The following is a 16,914-nucleotide window of genomic DNA, read 5'->3' as shown; positions in this document are numbered from 1 at the left end:
CCTCGCGGCTGCCCGGACCTCGTAGGACTCGTCCATTCGACGTGTCGTGCGTGTGCCCGGGAAGAGGCTCCCAGGAACCGCACACGAGGTCCACCGGTCACCTTCGCAGGTGCCGGGCGGTTCCCGGGCCACGGTAGACAAACAGACAACAGATTGTGGAGGACATGCCGAAGAAAGAAGGCGTGATCGAGATCGAGGGCACCGTCGTGGAGGCCCTTCCCAATGCCATGTTCCGCGTGGAGCTGGCCAACGGGCACAAGGTGCTCGCCCACATCAGCGGCAAGATGCGCCAGCACTACATCCGGATCCTCCCCGAGGACCGCGTCGTGGTGGAGCTCTCGCCGTACGACCTCACGCGAGGTCGGATCGTCTACCGCTACAAGTAACCAGCCAGCCGAGTAGCGAGGATTTGTTGACATGAAGGTCAACCCCAGCGTCAAAGCCATCTGTGACAAGTGCAAGGTCATCCGCCGTCACGGACGCGTCATGGTCATCTGCGAGAACCCCCGCCACAAGCAGCGGCAGGGCTGAGCAAGACCCGCTCAACAACTGAAACACCACAACGTGATCGCTAGGTCGGGCACCACCTGACTGAAATCACCTCCGGAGTATCGGCCGGAGCCCACCCGAGGCGGGATGGGACGCGACACGACCAGAAACCGATGCGAGAAGAGACAAGGAAACCGCCACATGGCACGCCTCGTTGGTGTTGACCTCCCGCGCGACAAGCGCATCGAGATCGCACTCACCTACATCTACGGCATCGGCCGTACCCGCTCGCAGCAGCTCCTGGCCGCCACCGGCGTCGACCCGAACGCTCGGGTCCACACGCTCGGTGACGAGGAGCTGGTCAAGCTTCGCGACGAGATCGAAGCCAACTTCAAGATCGAGGGTGACCTCCGACGTGAGGTCCAGGCGGACATCCGCCGCAAGATCGAGATCGGCAGCTACCAGGGTCGCCGCCACCGCATGGGCCTCCCGGTCCGCGGACAGCGCACCAAGACCAACGCTCGTACCCGCAAGGGCCCGAAGCGCACCGTTGCCGGCAAGAAGAAGGCGAAGTGATCGGCGCCCTGCGCTGATCCTCGTCATCGAAGCTTCCAGACCAGACCTCAGGAGTTAATGCATGCCTCCCAAGAGCCGCGCGACCAAGGTCCGCCGCAAGGAGAAGAAGAACGTCGCTCAGGGCGAAGCCCACATCAAGAGCACGTTCAACAACACCATCGTCACGATCACCGACCCGACCGGTGCGGTGATCTCGTGGGCCTCTGCCGGCACCGTCGGCTTCAAGGGCTCGCGCAAGTCCACCCCCTTCGCCGCGCAGATGGCTGCCGAGGCCGCTGGCCGTCGCGCCATGGACCACGGCATGAAGAAGATCGACGTCTTCGTCAAGGGTCCGGGCTCGGGCCGTGAGACCGCCATCCGGTCGCTGGGTGCCATCGGCCTCGAGGTCGGCACCATCCAGGACGTCACGCCCACCCCCCACAACGGATGCCGGCCGCCCAAGCGCCGCCGCGTCTGACCCGAGACTGAGAAAGAGAGACTGAAACATGGCCCGCTACACCGGTCCCATGACCCGCAAGTCGCGCCGTCTCGGTGTCGACCTCGTCGGCGGCGACGCCGCCTTCGAGAAGCGTCCCTACGCCCCCGGCCAGCACGGCCGCGGCCGCATCAAGGAGTCCGAGTACCTCCTGCAGCTCCGTGAGAAGCAGAAGGCTCGTTTCACGTACGGCGTGATGGAGAAGCAGTTCGTCCGCTACTACAAGGAAGCCAGCCGTCGCCAGGGCAAGACCGGCGACAACCTGCTGCAGCTCCTCGAGTGCCGCCTCGACAACGTGGTCTACCGCGCCGGCTTCGCGCGTACGCGTCGCCAGGCCCGCCAGCTCGTCGTGCACGGTCACTTCCTGGTCAACGGCAAGAAGGTCGACATCCCGTCCTTCCAGGTCACCGACCACGACATCGTCGACGTGCGCGAGAAGTCGCTCGAGCTGACCCCGCTCATCGTGGCTCGCGAGACCCACGCCGAGCGCGTCACCCCGGCATGGATGGAGGTCATCCCCACGCGGATGCGCGTCCTGATCCACCAGGTCCCGGTCCGCGCGCAGATCGACGTGCCGGTCCAGGAGCAGCTCATCGTGGAGTACTACTCCAAGAAGTGAACCACCGTCGGTGGCCGCCCGTCCCGGGCGGCCGCCGACGCCCTCTTCCAGCTTCGCCTTCCGCCAACCTCATGTTCGGATCCGTCAAATAGCGGGTGGATCCGGAAAGGAAAAACTCCGTGCTCATCGCTCAGCGCCCGTCCCTCACGGAAGAGACCGTCGACGAGTTCCGTTCGCGGTTCGTCATCGAGCCCCTCGAGCCCGGCTTCGGCTACACGCTCGGGAACTCGCTGCGTCGTACGCTCCTCAGCTCGATCCCGGGTGCGTCGGTCACCAGCATCAAGGTCGACTCCGTCCTCCACGAGTTCTCGACCATCGAGGGCGTCACCGAGGACATGACCGAGATCATCCTCAACCTCAAGGGCATCGTCGTCTCCTCGGAGCACGACGAGCCCGTCGTGATGTACCTCCGCAAGTCCGGTGCCGGTGACGTCACCGCCGCCGACATCACGCCGCCTGCCGGTGTGGAGGTCCACAACCCCGAGCTCAAGATCGCCACGCTGTCCGACAAGGGCAAGCTGGAGATGGAGCTCGTCGTCGAGCGTGGCCGCGGCTACGTCTCGGCCGTCCAGAACAAGGGTGCCGACAACGAGATCGGCCGCATGCCGGTCGACTCCATCTACAGCCCCGTGCTGAAGGTGACCTACAAGGTCGAGGCCACCCGAGTCGAGCAGCGCACCGACTTCGACAAGCTCGTCATCGACGTCGAGACCAAGACGTCGATCCGTCCCCGCGACGCGATCGCGTCGGCCGGCAAGACGCTCGTCGAGCTCTTCGGCCTGGCCCGTGAGCTCAACGTCGAGGCCGAGGGCATCGACATCGGCCCGTCGCCCGTCGACGAGCAGCTCGCCGCCGACCTGGCTCTCCCGGTCGAGGACCTGCAGCTCACGGTCCGCAGCTACAACTGCCTCAAGCGCGAGGGCATCCACACCGTGGGTGAGCTCATCTCGCGCTCGGAGCAGGACCTGCTCGACATCCGCAACTTCGGTGCGAAGTCCATCGACGAGGTGAAGGCCAAGCTCGTCGAGATGGGTCTCTCGCTCAAGGACAGCGCGCCCGGCTTCGACCCGCACGCCGCCCTCGCCGCCTACGGCGACGACGACGACGATGCCTTCATCGAGGACGAGCAGCTCTGATCTGAAAATCGACCGGCACAGTGCCGGTCGTCTACCCGGGTACCTGACACGGCCCGAGAGAAGGAAGGCACCCCATGCCCAAGCCCACGAAGGGCAAGCGCCTCGGCGGGAGCGCGGCTCACCAGAAGCTGATGCTCTCGAACCTGGCGACCGCCCTGTTCGAGCACGGCCGGATCACCACCACCGAGACCCGCGCACGCCTGTTGCGCCCGCTCGCGGAGAAGCTGATCACCAAGGCCAAGCGGGGCGACCTGCACAACCGTCGTGAGGTCCTCAAGAGGATCCACGACAAGTCGGTCGTGCACACCCTGTTCACCGAGATCGGCCCGAGCTTCTCGGAGCGTCCCGGTGGCTACACCCGCATCACCAAGGTCGGACCCCGCAAGGGCGACAACGCCCCCATGGCGGTCATCGAGCTGGTGACCGAGGCCTACAGCCCCAAGGCTCCCTCGACCAAGAAGACCAACGCTGCTGCCGCTCCGGCGCCTGCTGCCGAGGAGACCGAGGTCGTCGAGACCGAGGACACCGAGGGTTCGGACACCGAGGCTGCTGACACCGAGATCAAGGCGTTCGCGGACGTGGACGGCTCCGAGGAGCTGCCCGCCGGTGCGCACGCCCCGCTCGACGACGCCGACCAAGCGCCCGCGGGCTTCGAGGTCAAGGGCAACCGCGACTCGATGAAGTTCCACGAGCCCGACGGCCAGTGGTACACGCAGACGGTGGCCGAGGTCTGGTTCGACTCCGCCGAGTCGGCCGAGGCGGCCGGGTTCACCCGCGCCGGCGAGTGACCACCTGACACACCTCGACGAGGCCCGTCATCCCACTGGGGTGGCGGGCCTCGTTGCATGTGCACCCCCTTTTTGAGCGGTGGTCCAGCCACATTCGCGACGCGTGGAAGGTGGCTCCAGCACCGCCCGGCGGAGCTGCGTACGCCCCCCCGCGGGCGGTGAGTGAGGAGGATTCCACGCGCCCGGAATGCGCCTCACCCACCGCTCCCCGGCGCGTCGTACCCCAACACGCCCGCGGTCGGTGGGTCAGGCGGATCTTGAGCGGTGGAGATCCCCCTCACGCACCGCTTCACCGGTAGCGGTGGTCCAGCCACTCTTCCCACTGAAGGAGTGTGGCTCCATCACCGCCCGCCGGTGCGTCGTACGCCGACACGCCCGGGCGGTGGTCCAGCCACACTCGCGACGCGCGGAATGTGGCTCCATCACCGCCCCGGCGGAGCGGCGCTCAGAGGCGGGCGAGGACCTCGGCGGCGTCGAGGCTGCGGGGGGAGCCGCCGGCGTACGCCAGCGCGCGGGTGGCGGCGACCACGGCCTCGTTGACCGGGGTGGGGACGCCGTGGAGGCGGCCCTGGAGGACGATCTCGCCGGCGAGGTAGTCGATCTCGGAGTCGCCCGTCCCGCGGGCCAGGCTCTGCCAGGTCGAGCCGCCGCGGCGCTCGAGGTCGGGGCGGCGCTGGAGGATCGAGCCGCGGCGTTCGCGATCCTCGTCGGCGGTCACGACCGTCGCGCCCGCGGCGGCGAGCACGCGCTCGCCCTCCGCCTGGGCGAGATCGGCGAGGTCGTCGGCCGCGTCGCCCCGGGCGAACGAGGCGTCGACGCCGTTGCCGAGGTTCATGATGAGCTTGCGGCGCTTCCACGCCATGATGTCGTCGCGCTCGACGGACTCGATGCGCGCTGCGTGGAGGTCGGCGGACACGGCCGCGGTGGTCGCGTCGGTGCCGCCGGGGATGCGGCCGATGTCGAGGATCGCCGGCGTCGGGTGGGACCCGGCCACGACCACGCCGGGCTCCAGGTGCGTGGACGGCAGCATCACGCAGACGGCGTACGTCCGCGCGAAGAGGCGGAGGGCTGCCGCCTCCGTGGCGATGCCGTTGGTCGCGCAGACGATGGCGGTCCCGGGCGGGGCGTGCTCGCGCAGGTCGGCGAGGGCGACGGCGGCCTGGTGGGACTTCACGGCCAGGATGACCACCGTGTCGTCGGTCCAGGCGACGTCGGCCGCGGTGTCGGTGGCGGGTGCGTCGATGCGGTGGCGGCCGTCCCCGGCGTCGAGCACCAGCCCGCCCGCGCGGATCGCCTCGAGGTGGGCGCCTCGCGCGACGAGGGTGACCGGGCTGCCGGCGAGGTGGAGGTGGCCGCCGATGACCCCACCGACGGCTCCGGTTCCGTACACCACGTAGTCCATGTCCTCGACCCTACGAGGAAGGCAGGGCAGGGCCTGTCAGGCCGGGGGCCGCCACGCGGGATCGCGCCCGACGAAGGCCAACAGCCGCTCGACCACGGGGGCGTCGTCGGAAACGGGCACGGCCGGTCCGTACTGCCCCGAGTCGCGCAGCATCGCCTCGATCGGCTGCATACCCGCGAGCAGCTGGCCGGCGAAGTCCTCGTCGAGGCGCGCCTCCTGCCCGGTGGCGCGCGCCAGGTCCCAGGAGTGCATGAAGACGTCGGAGGTGTAGAACCTGTCGACCGTCGTCGCGAGCTGTCCCGGACCGATGTAGGGGTGCGTGAAGGACTCGTCGCCACGCTTGTCGACGAGCGCCTGCACGGCGTCGGCGTGGTGGTGCCAGGCGGCCACCGGGTCGTCGGCCGCCGACGAGCCGGCGGGCAGGTCGACGCCGCCGGCGGAGAGGAACCCGCCGAACCAGCTCACCAGGTGGTCGACGACGTCGCGCGCCGTCCAGCCGTCGACGGGTGCCGGAGCGGCCCAGTCGCTGGTCTGCTCGACGAGCCGGGAGAACTCCCCGGCCACCGCCTGGTGGCGGGCGGCCGGGGACTCGGGGAGTGCCATCAGAGCGAGCCCTCCGCGAGCATCCGGTCGATCGCGGCGTAGCCGTCGTTGACGCCGACCTCCATGCCGCTGCGCAGCCAGGCGTCCCGGTCCTCGAACGAGTCGCACAGGCTGGTGGCGTGCAGGCGCGTACGCCCGTCGCCGAGGTCCTCGAAGGTCAGCGTCTCCAGCGCGACGCCGTCGGGCATGCCGTCCCAGGTGAAGGTCTGCACGATGCGGTCCTCGCGCACGGTGTGGAAGCACCCGCGGAACGACGTCTCGAACTCCTCGCGGCCGTCGGTCCCGCGCACGGCGTAGCTCCAGCTGCCGCCGTCACGGGCCTCCCAGTGGGTGATGTCGGCGCCGATGTCCTTCGGCCCGACCCACGCGGAGAAGATCTCGGGCTCGGTGTGTGCCCGGAACAGCTGCGCGGGGGTGGCGTCGAAGTCGCGCCAGATGTGGATGGCGGGCACGTGCTCGTCCGCCAGGATCTGCGCTTCGGGGAAGCGGGTCGTCGTGTCGGGGGTCTGCATGGTGGTCATGATGCGGTTCCTTCCGGGTGCTGGGTAGTGGTGCCGGCTGATTCCTCGTCCTGCATCCGCGCGAGCACGGCGTCGAGCGCTGCGAAGCGCTCCTCGGCCTGTCGGCGGTAGCGCTCGATCCACTTGGTCATCAGGTCGAACACCTCGGCTTCCAGGTGCACCGGCCGACGCTGCGCCTCCCGGGTCCTGCTCACCAGGCCGGCGTCCTCGAGCACCTTGAGGTGCTTGGAGACGGCTTGGAGGCTCACGTCGTACGGAGCGGCCAGGTCGTTGACGGTGTGGTCGGCCTCGGTGAGGCGCGCCACCATGTCGCGACGGGTCGGGTCCGCCAACGCGGCGAAGACACGAGAGAGCTGATCGGTCACGAGGCACCTTCTTCAACTGATTGGTTGAATAAAGGTACGACGACCCACCCGAGGTTGTCAACCATCTGGTTGAACAAGGCTCAGGCCCTCGGTACGGGCACCCTCCGCGAGATCGCCGCCCCGCACTCGGCGACGCCGCTGGCGTACGAGGTCGACACCGTCACGTAGTACGTCGCGCCGCGGGAGACCTCGATCCGGAGCCGGCCCGCGAAGCTCACGTTGCCACCGAAGACCTTGTAGTCACGGTTGGCGCGCACCCGCCAGAGCGCGATGCGGGCCCGCGATGCGCAACCGCCGACGGGGGAGATGACCCGCACCTGGAGCCGCTCCTTGCCCGCGAGCCAGGCCAGCGAGACGTTGCGGGTGGCGGACGGGCAGCCCGTCGGGTTGGCCGAGGCGACCGTCGGGCAGCCGTCCACGGCGTCGTCGAGCCCGTCGCCGTCGGTGTCGATCAGCACGGCGCGCAGGGCGGTCCTGCCCTGCGGGACCCGGGCCTCGGAGGAACGCGCGCGGCCGCACTCGGCCTGGCCGGCGGCGTACGACTTCGCGACCCTGACGTAGTAGCGCCCCGCAGCCTTCGGGGCCTTGCGCGTCCACCGCCCCCCGGCGTTTGTCGTACCGACGACGAGCTTGGTGTCCTTGCGGGGCTTCGCCTTGAAGAGGGTGACCTTCGCGCCCGATCGGCAGCCGGCGGCGTCCGAGCGGACGACGGCCTTGAGCTTGCTCGTGGCCTTCAGGTGGCGGAGCGTGACCTTGCGCCCGACCGCCGGGCAGCCGCTCGTCGTAGAGGCGGCTACTCCTGGGCAGCCGTCCGCGGTGTTGGCCAGCGCGTCGCCGTCGATGTCGAGGTCGCAGGCGTCGCCCACCCCGTCGCCGTCGCGGTTGGCCTGGTCGGCGTTGGCGGCGTACGGGCAGTTGTCCTGCTTCTCCTCGATGCCGTCACCGTCGGTGTCGCAGGTGGCATAGGTGAGGGTGAGCGTCCACGAGCGGAGCGTGGCGGCGTACGGCGCCTGGTTGAGGATCCACAGGCTCCAGCCGCCGTTCGCCGGGTACTGCTCGAGGCCGGTGGCCGGCGTGGCGGGCAGGTAGTAGCCGGACGCGGGATTGGGGCCGACGAGCTTCGTCGTGCCCGCCTCGTCGTCGAACGAGTAGCGGCCGTTGAGCGGACCGGTCGCCATGCCGGTGTTGTAGGTCTGGATCGACGGAGCCAGGTTGGGCCCGGTCTTCGGTCCGACGACGTGCAGCGACACCTGCGTGGCATCAGCGTGGTTGATGTCCCAGGTCACATCGATGTCGGTCACGAAGCGCATGTCGGCGACCTTGACGTCGAAGGCGCTGAGGACGTGCTTGCCGGACGGGGAGTCGGACTGGTCCGGGCTGTCGGGCTGGATCGTCCCTCCGGGCACGGTGTACGTCACGACGCAGGGCTGGACCATGGCGCCGGCCGGTGCGGTCAGGGCGGGCACGCCGACGATCACGGCGGCGCCCATGGTCAGTGCCACCGCGAGCCTGAGAAGTCGGTTCCCCCACGTCACGCGGTCAGCCTAGGTAATGAATCCGTCGTGCGACACCACTTCTCGCGGCGGACCGCTCCGCGCCTAGGATCGCTGCGTGCGCCTGCGGATCGACTGTGCCTACGACGGCACCGACTTCTCCGGGTGGGCGGCGCAGTCCGACCTGCGGACCGTGCAGGGCACGCTCGAGGAGGCGCTCGCGACCGTGCTGCGGATCCCGCCGGCACGCGTCACCGTCGCCGGGCGCACCGACGCCGGGGTGCACGCGCGCGGCCAGGTCGCGCACCTCGACGTCGACCCCGAGGTCGTCAGCGGCTTCCCGGTCCGCGGCGACGACACCCCGCTGCGGGCGCTCGCCCGTCGCGTCGACGGGATCCTGCCGCCCGACCTGCGCGTACGCCGCGTGTCCGAGGCGCCGAAGGGCTTCGACGCCCGCTTCTCCGCGATCTGGCGCCGCTACGCCTACCGGATCTCCGACACCCAGGAGCTGGGCGACCCGCTGGTGCGCCGGCACGTTCTCACCTGGGGGCGGCCGCTGGACCTCGACGCGATGAACGAGGCGTCCGCGCAGCTGGTCGGCCTGCAGGACTTCGCGGCCTTCTGCAAGAAGCGGGAGGGCGCCACCACCGTGCGGACCCTCCTCGACCTGTCCTGGAGCCGCGACGACGCGGGCCTCGCGGTGTGCGCCGTACGGGCGGACGCGTTCTGCCACAACATGGTCCGCGCCCTCGTCGGCAGCCTGATCGCGGTGGGCGACGGCCGGCAGGCGACGGCCTGGCCGGCACAGGTGCTCGCGGGACGCCGCCGCGACGGCGGCGTGCACGTCGTACACGCGCACGGGCTCACGCTCGAGGAGGTCGGCTATCCCGACGACGCCGAGCTGGCCGCGCAGTCCGAGCGGGCCCGAGCCAAGCGAGAGGCCATCGATGCCTGAGCACTACTTCACAGCCGACCCGAGCGTGCCCTTCGAGCGGGAGAAGTTCACCGCCGAGCTGTGGGGGAGCGAGCTGACCTTCGACACGGGGTCGGGCGTCTTCAGCCGCGGGCACCTCGACCACGCGACCGCCGTGCTGTTCCGCGAGCTCGAGCCGCCGGTGCAGGGCCAGTTCCTCGACCTCGGTTGCGGGTACGGCGTGATCGGTCTGGCGATCGCCCGCGCGGTGCCGCTCGCCAACGTGACCGGCGTCGACGTCAACGAGCGCGCGCTGCTGCTCGCCAACGAGAACGCGAAGGCTGCCGGGCTGGACTCGCGCTTCGTGGCCTGCACGCCCGATCAGGTGGCCAGCAACCAGGTGTTCGACGAGATCTGGTCCAACCCGCCGATCCGCATCGGCAAGGAGGCCCTCCACGAGCTGCTGCTCACGTGGCTGCCGCGGCTGGCCCCCGACGGCCGCATGGTCATGGTCGTCGGCAAGAACCTCGGCGCCGACTCGCTCCAGCGCTGGCTCGGCGAGCGGGGCTGGCCGACCCAGCGGCTCGGCAGCCACAAGGGCTTCCGGGTGCTGGAGACGCGGCGCGGCTGACGTCTCGGCGTCAGGCGGGTCGCGTCGCGACGAGCACGCCGATCTTGTCGATGCGGTGCTCGGGGTTGTCGAACTCGTCGGACCAGTAGTTGCCGACCGCGTGGTCCTCGAGCGTGGCGCAGGTCGAGAGCGTGATCATCGCCTCCGTCGCTTCCTCGCCGACGCGTCCCGGCACGGGTGCTCGCTGCGCGCGCAGCGACTGGGGTTGGCGGAACGACGTCCAGCGGGTGCGCCGGACCTCGTAGACGAAGACGGTGTCGCCGCTGCGCACCTGGATCCGGTCGCCGGGTTGCAGCGAGGGCGAGTAGCGCAGGGGAGCGGTGCCGGTGAGCCGGTGGCCGGTGACGATGAAGTTGCCCACCTCGCCCGGTCCCACGCCGCCGCGCGCGCCGCGCGGTGAGGCCATCTCGCCGGCGTTCTGGAAGGCGGTGCCGGGGGCGTCGTCGGGCGATCCGCGGTAGCGCACGACCGGGAAGTCGACCAGGTCGATCGCCGGGATCGTGACGTACGAGCGCCTCGGCTCGGGCGCCTCCGGCTCGGGAGCTGCGGTCTCGGTGGGCGTCGAGGTCGGCGTGGCGGTCGGTGTGGCGGTCGGCGTCGCCGCCGTCGTCGTACGCCCTTCCGCGGGCGCCGGCGCGTTCGTCGATCCGGAGCGCCGCGGGTCGTCGGCCGCGCAGGCCGAGGCGGCCGCCACCATCACGGCAGCGCCGAGGATCCCCGACCTGAGTGCCACCTGCTCGAGCGTACGTCCGGGGTGCGAGTCACCCCAGCCGGACGGGCAGCGACTCGACGCTGTGGACGATCGCGAGCTCGGTGAACTTCAGGTCGCCGGGGTCGCACGCCAGCGACAGGTCGGGGAAGCGCCGCGCAAGGGCGACGAGCGCGGTCCGCAGCTCCATCCGGGCGAGCTCGGCGCCGACGCAGCGGTGCAGGCCGTGGCCGAACGCGAGCGTCCCGGCGGAGGCAGTGGTCGGGTCGAAGCGCGCGGCGTCGACGTGGCGTGCGGGGTCGCGCTCGACGCCGGTCAGCGACACCACGACGACGTCGCCGGCGCGGACGTGCTGCTCGCCGACCACGAGGTCGCGACGAGCGATGCGCGGGAACGCGATCTGGACCGGGCACACGAAACGGAGCAGCTCCTCCACGACGCGGTCGACGTCGCCGGGGTCGCCGTCGCGCAGGGACTGCCAGGCGGACGGGTGCTGCAGCAGCACGTACGTGCCGAGCGACAGCATGCTCGCGCTGGTCTCGTAGCCGCCGAGGAAGACGCCGTCCGCGAGGCCGCCGAGCTCGACGTCGTCGAAGTCCGCGCCGTGGTCGGCGACCATCCGCGCGACCAGCCCGTCGGGGAGGTGCGGCGCGCGGCGCTCCGCGGCGACGAGGTCGATGAGGAACTGTCGGGTCCCGGCAGCGGTGTCGAGGATGCGGGCGCCGTTGCGCAGGTCGAACCGCGCCGCACCGTGCTGCCGGAACTCCTCCCGGTCCATGCCGGGCATCCCGAGGAGGTCGCAGATGACGCCGAAGGGGACCGCGAAACCGAAGCGCTCGACCAGGTCGACCTCCGGGCCGTGGGCGGCCATGTCGTCGAGGGCGGCGGCCACCACGCGGTCGATGTCGGCCTGCAGGTCGGCCAGCCGGCGACGGGTGAAGTACGGCGTCAGCACCCGCCGCAGCCGCTCGTGGTCGGGGGCGTCGGTCATGCCGAGACCCCCGATCCGCTCGGCCGGAGCCCTGCCCTGCCGCCCGATCACGTGACGTACGTCGTTGGCGAACGCGTCGGAGTCCGCGAGCACGGCCCGCGCGACGTCGTACCCCGTGACGAGCCAGACGCGGGTGCCGAGCAGCCGCGCGAGGCGTACGACGTCGCCGTGCGCGCGGCTCTCCTCGAGCCGGGGCACCGGATCGACGCCGTCGCGCTGCAGCGGGAACCGGATGCTGCCGGGCACGCGCCGCGCCGCGGTCGAGACCGCCAGCTTGAGGGCCGTGCCGCGCAACGAGGGAGCCATGTCCACCAGTAGACGGCCTGCGACGTGCAGACCGCCATCGGGAATGCCCCCGGTACGTACCGGGGTCGCCCCCGACAGCCGTGATTGGCACAACCGGCAGGATGGGACCATGGCATACATTGCAGCATCCGACAGGTACGACGACTCGACCGGCATGCACTACCGCCACACCGGCCGCAGCGGACTCCAGCTGCCAGCGCTCTCGCTGGGCCTGTGGCAGAACTTCGGCACCGACCGGCCCGAGGAGACCCAGCGCGCGATCCTGCGCCGGGCCTTCGACCGGGGCGTCACCCACTTCGACCTCGCCAACAACTACGGCCCGCCGTACGGCCGCGCGGAGGAGAACTTCGGGCGCTACCTGGCCGACGACTTCAAGCCCTACCGCGACGAGCTGGTCATCTCGACCAAGGCGGGCTACGACATGTGGCCGGGTCCGTACGGCCAGGGTGGGGGTTCGCGGAAGTACGTCCTCGCCTCGCTCGACCAGTCGCTGGAGCGCCTGGGGCTCGACTACGTCGACATCTTCTACAGCCACCGCTTCGACGCCGACACGCCCGTCGAGGAGACCATGGGGGCGCTCGACACGGCCGTCCGGTCCGGCCGCGCGCTCTACGTCGGCATCTCGTCGTACTCCGCCGCGAAGACGCAGGAGGCCGCCGCGATCGCGCGCGACCTCGGCACGCCGCTGCTGATCCACCAGCCGTCGTACTCGATGCTCAACCGCTGGATCGAGCACCAGCAGGACGGCGGGCCGAACCTGCTCGACGAGCTCGACGACCAGGGCATGGGCTGCATCGTCTTCACGGCGCTCGCCCAGGGGCTGCTGACCGACCGCTACCTCGACGGCGTGCCGGCGGACTCGCGGGCCGCCCGCGAGGACTCGACGCTGGCCGGGCTCGAGGACGACGTCCTCGAGCGTGTGCGTGCGCTCAACGGCATCGCCGAGCGGCGCGGGCAGAAGCTCGCCCAGCTCGCCCTGCAGTGGGTGCTCCGCGACTCCCGCGTCACCAGCGCCGTGATCGGTGCGTCCAGCGTCGCGCAGCTCGACACCAACCTCGACGCCCTCGACGGGCCGCCGCTGACGTCCGACGAGCTGGACGAGATCGACCGGTACGCCGACGACGCGGGCGTGAACCTCTGGGCGAAGCAGTGAGCGAGCGCAGCGAGCGAAAGCGCTCATGGACGCGCGAAGCGGAGCGAGCGCGCACATGAGTCCGGCGAAGCGGGTTGTCATCATCGGCGCTGACGCCGCCGGCATGTCGGCCGCCCACCAGGCGCTGCGCACCGCGAAGCGCGGCGGCCGCGAGCTCGAGGTCACCGTGCTCGACCGCGGCACCCACACGTCGTACAGCGCGTGCGGGATCCCGTACTGGATGGCTGGCGACGTCGACAGCGGCGACGACCTCGTCGCCCGGACCGCCGACCAGCACCGCGCGGCCGGGATCGACCTGCGGATGGGGACCGAGGTCGTCGCGGCAGACCTGGCGGCGCGCACGGTGACGACGGCCGCGGGCGAGATCGTCGGCTATGACGAGCTCGTCGTGGCCACGGGCGCCCCGGCCGTCGTGCCCGACTGGGCGCTGCGGCCGGACGGGACGACGTACGACGGTGTGGGCGCGGTCAAGACCCTCGACGACGGCGCGACCTGGCTGGAGCAGTTCGCGAGCGCCGACGAGGGCGCGCACGTGGTCGTCGTCGGGGCGGGCTACGTCGGAGTCGAGGTCGCCGAGGCCGCACTGCGCCGGGGCTTCGGCGTCACCGTCCTCACCCGCACGCGCGGGATGGCGATGCTCGAGGACGAGATGTCCGACCTCGTCAACGCCGGCCTGCGCGACGCCGGAGCGGAGCTGGTGCTCGGCGCCGAGGTGACCGGCCTGGACACCGAGGACGGCCGGGTGACCGGTGTGCAGTGGGACGGCGGCAACCGCGAGGCCGACCTGGTGGTCGTCGCCATCGGCGTACGACCGGCCACCGAGTTCCTCCGGGGGACCGGCGTCGAGCTCACCGACGGCGGCGCCCTGCGCCCCGACCCGCACGGCCGCGTCGCCGACCACGTGTGGTCGGCAGGGGACTGCTGCGAGGTGCGTCGGCGCATCGACGGGGCGTGGGTGTTCCGCCCGCTCGGGACGTACGCCAACAAGCACGGCCGCGCGCTCGGCGACAGCCTGGCCGGCGGCTCGCTCACCTTCGACGGGATGGTCGACACCTCGATCACCCGCTTCTCCTACGGCGAGGTCAACCTCGAGATCGCGCGCACCGGCCTGTCCCGCAAGGAAGCCGAGGCGGCGGGAAACGACCCGGTCGCGCTGGTCACCGAGGGATCGACGGCGAGCGGCTACATGCCGGAGGCCGAGCCGATCGCGCTGTGGGTGATGGCCGACCGGGCGACCCGCCGGCTGCTCGGCGTGCAGGTCGTCGGGGGCAGGGGCGCGGGGAAGCGGATCGACGCCGCGGCCGCCGTGCTCTGGGCCGAGGGCACTGTCGACGACCTGGCCTGGATGGACCTCGCCTACGCGCCGCCCTTCGCGACCGCGTGGGAGATCCTCCAGGTCGCCGCGCGCCGGGTGGCCGAGCGGCTCTGAATTTCGGTTGCTCGGGCGAGGACGATGAGAGGCATGGATCTCGAGATCGTCACGTTGGCCGAGCGGCCGGACCTCATGGACGTCTTCTGGGACATGGAGACGTCCTGGCCGGAGTTCATGAAGCACGACCCGATCGGCAACTCCTACTACTCCTGCATCGAGGAGTGCTTCCGCGACTACGTGCTCATGGCGCTCGACGGGACGGGTCGGATCGTGGCCAAGGCCTTCTCCGCGCCCTTCCACCTGCCCGAGGGGGACCTGCCCGACGCCGGTTGGGACTTCGCCCTTCGCAACGCCCTGCTGATCCGGATCTGGGACGAGACGCCGAATGCCGTGACCGCCGCGGAGATCTGCGTCGAGCCGGCCGTGCAGGGCACCGGCCTCTCCAGCCTCATGGTGGACGCCCTGCGCGACAACGCGGGACGGCTCGGCTTCTCCGAGCTGATCGCCCCGGTGCGGCCCAACGGCAGGACGGACGTCCACGAGCCGATGGCGGCATACGCCTTCCGCACCCGCGACGACGGCCTGCCGGTCGACCCGTGGCTGCGCGTGCACGTACGTGCCGGCGGTCGCATCGACCGGGTGGCGACGCGATCGATGTGCATCCCCGGGACCGTCGAGGAGTGGCGCGAGTGGACCGGTTTGCCGTTCGACACGACCGGCCCGGTCGAGGTGCCCGGCGCCCTGGTGCCGGTGATGTGCGACGCCGAGCACGGCACCGCGACGTACGTCGAGCCGAACGTCTGGGTGCGTCACGCCACAGGCGTCTGAGCCATCCTTCTTGCAACACGGCGCACTCGGGCCGCGTTGGTAGTGCATGACCACACTCGTCGAGGCCGGGAGGAGTCGCGTGGACGAGCCCGACTTCGACAGCTGGGTGGCGGCCAAGGGGCCGGCCCTGCTGCGGCTGGCGTACGTCCTCACGGGCAACGGCACGGACGCCGAGGACGTGGTCCAGGACGTCCTGTCCCGGGCGCTGCCGCGGTGGTCCCGGATCGCCGGCGTGGACGACCCCGACGCCTACGTCCGCCGGATGGTGGTCAACGCCCACGTGTCGCGGTGGCGGAAATTCCGCCGGCGCGAGGTGCCGGTGGAGACCGTGCACGACCGGCCGGTGCCCGCGGGCGTCGCGAGCGAGGAGCGGGACCGGCTCTGGCGCGCCTGCCAGGCACTGCCGGCAGACCAGCGGACGGCCGTCGTCCTCCGCTTCTACGAAGACCTGGACTACGCCGAGATCGCCGCCCTGACCGGCGTACGCGAGGGCAGCGTCCGATCCCGCGTCTCCCGCGGCATCGCGGCGATGCGACACGAGCTGGGGGAAGAAGACGATGCCTGACCTCGAGACGCGGCTGCGCGAGACCCTGTCCGAGCGGGCCGCTGAGGCCCCGGATGCGATCGGCCTCGCCGCCGGCGCACGCCAACGCCTGCGACGACGTCGTACGACGTGGGCGGCGGCCGTCGCGGCCGCCGTGGTCGCCGCGGCGATCCCGGTCGGACTCGGGCTCGGCCAGGTCCGCGGCGGCAGCGACCCGACACCTGACGACACCGCCCCGGTCGCGAGCGAGGCACCTCCGGTCACGGACGGCTTCCGCGCCGAGACGTGGCGTGACCTCACCCTGGAGGTCCCCGAGGACTGGGGTCACGGCGGATCCGACTGGTGCGCCAACGGGGGGACGCTGGGCGACGAGCCGAGGGTGGGCCGACCGGACACGGTCGTCTTCTCGATCTTGTGCTCGCCCGGCAACGGCTACGGCGCGACCATCGCCTCCTCCGCCACATTCGACCCGGCGTACGCGAGCGGCGAGGTCTGGAGGTACGACACCGAGGGCGTCGTCAACGCGCAGTACCCCGACGACACCTGGCTCTCGTACTGGTACGACGGGTCCGACGTGGTCACCGTGGCCACCCCCGATCGTGCGCTCACGCAGCGGATCGTCGACTCGGTGACCCGCTTCGAGGGCCTCGACCCCTACGGCTGTCCACCGACCCTCGGCGAGGCCGAGGCGCTGACGTCCGCCGAGCGGCCGCTCACGCTCTGCCGCTACAGCGCGGAGGACCTCCTCTCCGCGAGCGGCAGCTGGACGGGTGACGCCGCAGCGAGCCGGTGGGCCACCCTGGCGGAGGCTCCGCTTGCGGACCCCCGGAGTGCCTGCGCCGACCAGGCGTTCACCAGTCGGATCGCGATCCTCGACGCCGACGGCTACCGCGCGACGGCAGTGGCTGACGGCTGCCGCGAGGGGCTCGGCATCTACTTCTCGGGGGTGGTGCGACAGGTCACCGAGGCCGCCCGGCAGGTGCTCACCTCGATCGGCTGA

General features: G+C 71.0%; 21 protein-coding genes. 14 read left to right on the top strand and 7 right to left on the bottom strand.

The window, feature by feature from the left end; genetic code table 11:
* Positions 1-164 precede the first annotated feature (164 nt).
* The 7 genes from infA to rplQ all read left to right on the top strand — a co-directional run bounded on the left by infA (position 165) and on the right by rplQ (position 4,083).
* Positions 165-386, top strand: a complete 222-nt coding sequence (gene infA, locus EUA94_RS07775; protein WP_056599768.1) for a translation initiation factor IF-1 — start codon at positions 165-167, stop codon at positions 384-386.
* Positions 387-417: 31 nt separating this feature from the next.
* Positions 418-531 carry a 50S ribosomal protein L36 gene (gene rpmJ, locus EUA94_RS07770; RefSeq protein ID WP_038272979.1) on the top strand — a complete coding sequence of 38 codons (114 nt, stop codon included), beginning with the start codon at positions 418-420 and terminating at the stop codon, positions 529-531.
* A 159-nt stretch (positions 532-690) separates the two neighbouring features.
* The gene (gene rpsM, locus EUA94_RS07765; protein ID WP_036490072.1) at positions 691-1,065 is read left to right on the top strand and encodes a 30S ribosomal protein S13; all 375 of its coding nucleotides are present in this window, start codon (positions 691-693) and stop codon (positions 1,063-1,065) included.
* A gap of 61 nt (positions 1,066-1,126) precedes the next feature.
* A complete protein-coding gene (gene rpsK, locus EUA94_RS07760) occupies positions 1,127-1,522 on the top strand; it encodes a 30S ribosomal protein S11 (RefSeq protein WP_056906616.1) in 396 nt (131 codons plus the stop codon).
* Positions 1,523-1,550: 28 nt separating this feature from the next.
* Complete coding sequence (gene rpsD, locus EUA94_RS07755) at positions 1,551-2,159, top strand: 30S ribosomal protein S4 (RefSeq protein ID WP_129426307.1); 609 nt, start codon at positions 1,551-1,553, stop codon at positions 2,157-2,159.
* Between the two features lie 119 nt (positions 2,160-2,278).
* Entirely contained in the window at positions 2,279-3,295 is a 1,017-nt protein-coding gene (locus tag EUA94_RS07750) for a DNA-directed RNA polymerase subunit alpha (protein WP_129426306.1), read from the top strand.
* 74 nt (positions 3,296-3,369) lie between these two features.
* Positions 3,370-4,083: a 50S ribosomal protein L17, sunset domain variant gene (gene rplQ, locus EUA94_RS23055; protein ID WP_129426305.1), complete on the top strand. Its 714-nt coding sequence runs from the start codon at positions 3,370-3,372 to the stop codon at positions 4,081-4,083.
* A gap of 445 nt (positions 4,084-4,528) precedes the next feature.
* Here rplQ and EUA94_RS07740 read toward each other — a convergent pair whose 3' ends face one another.
* The 5 genes from EUA94_RS07740 to EUA94_RS23105 all read right to left on the bottom strand — a co-directional run bounded on the left by EUA94_RS07740 (position 4,529) and on the right by EUA94_RS23105 (position 8,509).
* The gene (locus EUA94_RS07740) at positions 4,529-5,485 is read right to left on the bottom strand and encodes a ketopantoate reductase family protein (protein ID WP_129426304.1); all 957 of its coding nucleotides are present in this window, start codon (positions 5,483-5,485) and stop codon (positions 4,529-4,531) included.
* A gap of 36 nt (positions 5,486-5,521) precedes the next feature.
* Entirely contained in the window at positions 5,522-6,088 is a 567-nt protein-coding gene (locus EUA94_RS07735; protein ID WP_129426303.1) for a TIGR03086 family metal-binding protein, read from the bottom strand.
* A complete protein-coding gene (locus tag EUA94_RS07730) occupies positions 6,088-6,609 on the bottom strand; it encodes an SRPBCC domain-containing protein (RefSeq protein WP_242494726.1) in 522 nt (173 codons plus the stop codon). The genes EUA94_RS07735 and EUA94_RS07730 overlap by 1 nt, the downstream gene beginning before the upstream one ends.
* Positions 6,606-6,974, bottom strand: coding sequence for an ArsR/SmtB family transcription factor (locus EUA94_RS07725; RefSeq protein WP_129426302.1), 369 nt, complete (start codon positions 6,972-6,974; stop codon positions 6,606-6,608). The genes EUA94_RS07730 and EUA94_RS07725 overlap by 4 nt, the downstream gene beginning before the upstream one ends.
* Before the next feature lie 80 nt (positions 6,975-7,054).
* Positions 7,055-8,509: a thrombospondin type 3 repeat-containing protein gene (locus EUA94_RS23105; protein ID WP_129426301.1), complete on the bottom strand. Its 1,455-nt coding sequence runs from the start codon at positions 8,507-8,509 to the stop codon at positions 7,055-7,057.
* 76 nt (positions 8,510-8,585) lie between these two features.
* Between EUA94_RS23105 and truA the strand changes: the two genes are divergently transcribed.
* Both truA and EUA94_RS07710 read left to right on the top strand, forming a co-directional pair.
* Complete coding sequence (gene truA / locus EUA94_RS07715) at positions 8,586-9,422, top strand: tRNA pseudouridine(38-40) synthase TruA (protein WP_129426300.1); 837 nt, start codon at positions 8,586-8,588, stop codon at positions 9,420-9,422.
* Positions 9,415-10,011 (top strand): class I SAM-dependent methyltransferase, encoded by a 597-nt coding sequence (locus tag EUA94_RS07710; protein ID WP_129426299.1) that lies wholly within the window; start codon positions 9,415-9,417, stop codon positions 10,009-10,011. The genes truA and EUA94_RS07710 overlap by 8 nt, the downstream gene beginning before the upstream one ends.
* A gap of 10 nt (positions 10,012-10,021) precedes the next feature.
* On the opposite strand, the gene EUA94_RS07705 is transcribed toward EUA94_RS07710, so the two are convergent.
* Together EUA94_RS07705 and EUA94_RS07700 are read right to left on the bottom strand one after the other, a co-directional pair.
* A complete protein-coding gene (locus EUA94_RS07705; protein ID WP_242494725.1) occupies positions 10,022-10,744 on the bottom strand; it encodes a class E sortase in 723 nt (240 codons plus the stop codon).
* A gap of 28 nt (positions 10,745-10,772) precedes the next feature.
* Complete coding sequence (locus EUA94_RS07700) at positions 10,773-12,017, bottom strand: cytochrome P450 (RefSeq protein WP_129426298.1); 1,245 nt, start codon at positions 12,015-12,017, stop codon at positions 10,773-10,775.
* Positions 12,018-12,126: 109 nt separating this feature from the next.
* Here EUA94_RS07700 and mgrA point away from each other — a divergent pair, with 109 nt between their 5' ends.
* The 5 genes from mgrA (at position 12,127) to EUA94_RS07675 (ending at position 16,914) form a co-directional block, all read left to right on the top strand.
* Complete coding sequence (gene mgrA, locus EUA94_RS07695; protein ID WP_129426297.1) at positions 12,127-13,170, top strand: L-glyceraldehyde 3-phosphate reductase; 1,044 nt, start codon at positions 12,127-12,129, stop codon at positions 13,168-13,170.
* 55 nt (positions 13,171-13,225) lie between these two features.
* On the top strand, positions 13,226-14,599 hold the full coding sequence (locus EUA94_RS07690; RefSeq protein ID WP_129426296.1) for an FAD-dependent oxidoreductase: 1,374 nt from the start codon (positions 13,226-13,228) through the stop codon (positions 14,597-14,599).
* Between the two features lie 33 nt (positions 14,600-14,632).
* A complete protein-coding gene (locus tag EUA94_RS07685) occupies positions 14,633-15,370 on the top strand; it encodes an N-acetyltransferase (protein WP_129426295.1) in 738 nt (245 codons plus the stop codon).
* A gap of 79 nt (positions 15,371-15,449) precedes the next feature.
* A complete protein-coding gene (locus EUA94_RS07680; RefSeq protein WP_242494724.1) occupies positions 15,450-15,935 on the top strand; it encodes a SigE family RNA polymerase sigma factor in 486 nt (161 codons plus the stop codon).
* On the top strand, positions 15,928-16,914 hold the full coding sequence (locus EUA94_RS07675) for a hypothetical protein (protein WP_129426293.1): 987 nt from the start codon (positions 15,928-15,930) through the stop codon (positions 16,912-16,914). Before EUA94_RS07680 ends, EUA94_RS07675 begins: the two co-directional genes overlap by 8 nt.

It is taken from the genome of Nocardioides zhouii (assembly GCF_004137345.1).
Taxonomy (GTDB): domain Bacteria; phylum Actinomycetota; class Actinomycetes; order Propionibacteriales; family Nocardioidaceae; genus Nocardioides; species Nocardioides zhouii.
The sequence above is the reverse complement of the archived record's forward strand: the minus strand, read 5'-3'. Positions and strand labels throughout refer to the sequence as shown.

Excerpts from the sequence above, each read along its gene's own strand:
- infA (WP_056599768.1), top strand. The coding sequence starts at position 165 with ATGCCGAAGAAAGAAGGCGTGATCGAGATCGAGGGCACCGTCGTGGAG.
- rpmJ (WP_038272979.1), top strand. The coding sequence starts at position 418 with ATGAAGGTCAACCCCAGCGTCAAAGCCATCTGTGACAAGTGCAAGGTC.
- rpsM (WP_036490072.1), top strand. The coding sequence starts at position 691 with ATGGCACGCCTCGTTGGTGTTGACCTCCCGCGCGACAAGCGCATCGAG.
- rpsK (WP_056906616.1), top strand. The coding sequence starts at position 1,127 with ATGCCTCCCAAGAGCCGCGCGACCAAGGTCCGCCGCAAGGAGAAGAAG.
- rpsD (WP_129426307.1), top strand. The coding sequence starts at position 1,551 with ATGGCCCGCTACACCGGTCCCATGACCCGCAAGTCGCGCCGTCTCGGT.
- rplQ (WP_129426305.1), top strand. The coding sequence starts at position 3,370 with ATGCCCAAGCCCACGAAGGGCAAGCGCCTCGGCGGGAGCGCGGCTCAC.
- EUA94_RS07740 (WP_129426304.1), bottom strand. The coding sequence starts at position 5,485 with ATGGACTACGTGGTGTACGGAACCGGAGCCGTCGGTGGGGTCATCGGC.
- EUA94_RS07735 (WP_129426303.1), bottom strand. The coding sequence starts at position 6,088 with ATGGCACTCCCCGAGTCCCCGGCCGCCCGCCACCAGGCGGTGGCCGGG.
- EUA94_RS07730 (WP_242494726.1), bottom strand. The coding sequence starts at position 6,609 with ATGACCACCATGCAGACCCCCGACACGACGACCCGCTTCCCCGAAGCG.
- EUA94_RS07710 (WP_129426299.1), top strand. The coding sequence starts at position 9,415 with ATGCCTGAGCACTACTTCACAGCCGACCCGAGCGTGCCCTTCGAGCGG.
- EUA94_RS07700 (WP_129426298.1), bottom strand. The coding sequence starts at position 12,017 with ATGGCTCCCTCGTTGCGCGGCACGGCCCTCAAGCTGGCGGTCTCGACC.
- mgrA (WP_129426297.1), top strand. The coding sequence starts at position 12,127 with ATGGCATACATTGCAGCATCCGACAGGTACGACGACTCGACCGGCATG.
- EUA94_RS07690 (WP_129426296.1), top strand. The coding sequence starts at position 13,226 with ATGAGTCCGGCGAAGCGGGTTGTCATCATCGGCGCTGACGCCGCCGGC.
- EUA94_RS07685 (WP_129426295.1), top strand. The coding sequence starts at position 14,633 with ATGGATCTCGAGATCGTCACGTTGGCCGAGCGGCCGGACCTCATGGAC.
- EUA94_RS07675 (WP_129426293.1), top strand. The coding sequence starts at position 15,928 with ATGCCTGACCTCGAGACGCGGCTGCGCGAGACCCTGTCCGAGCGGGCC.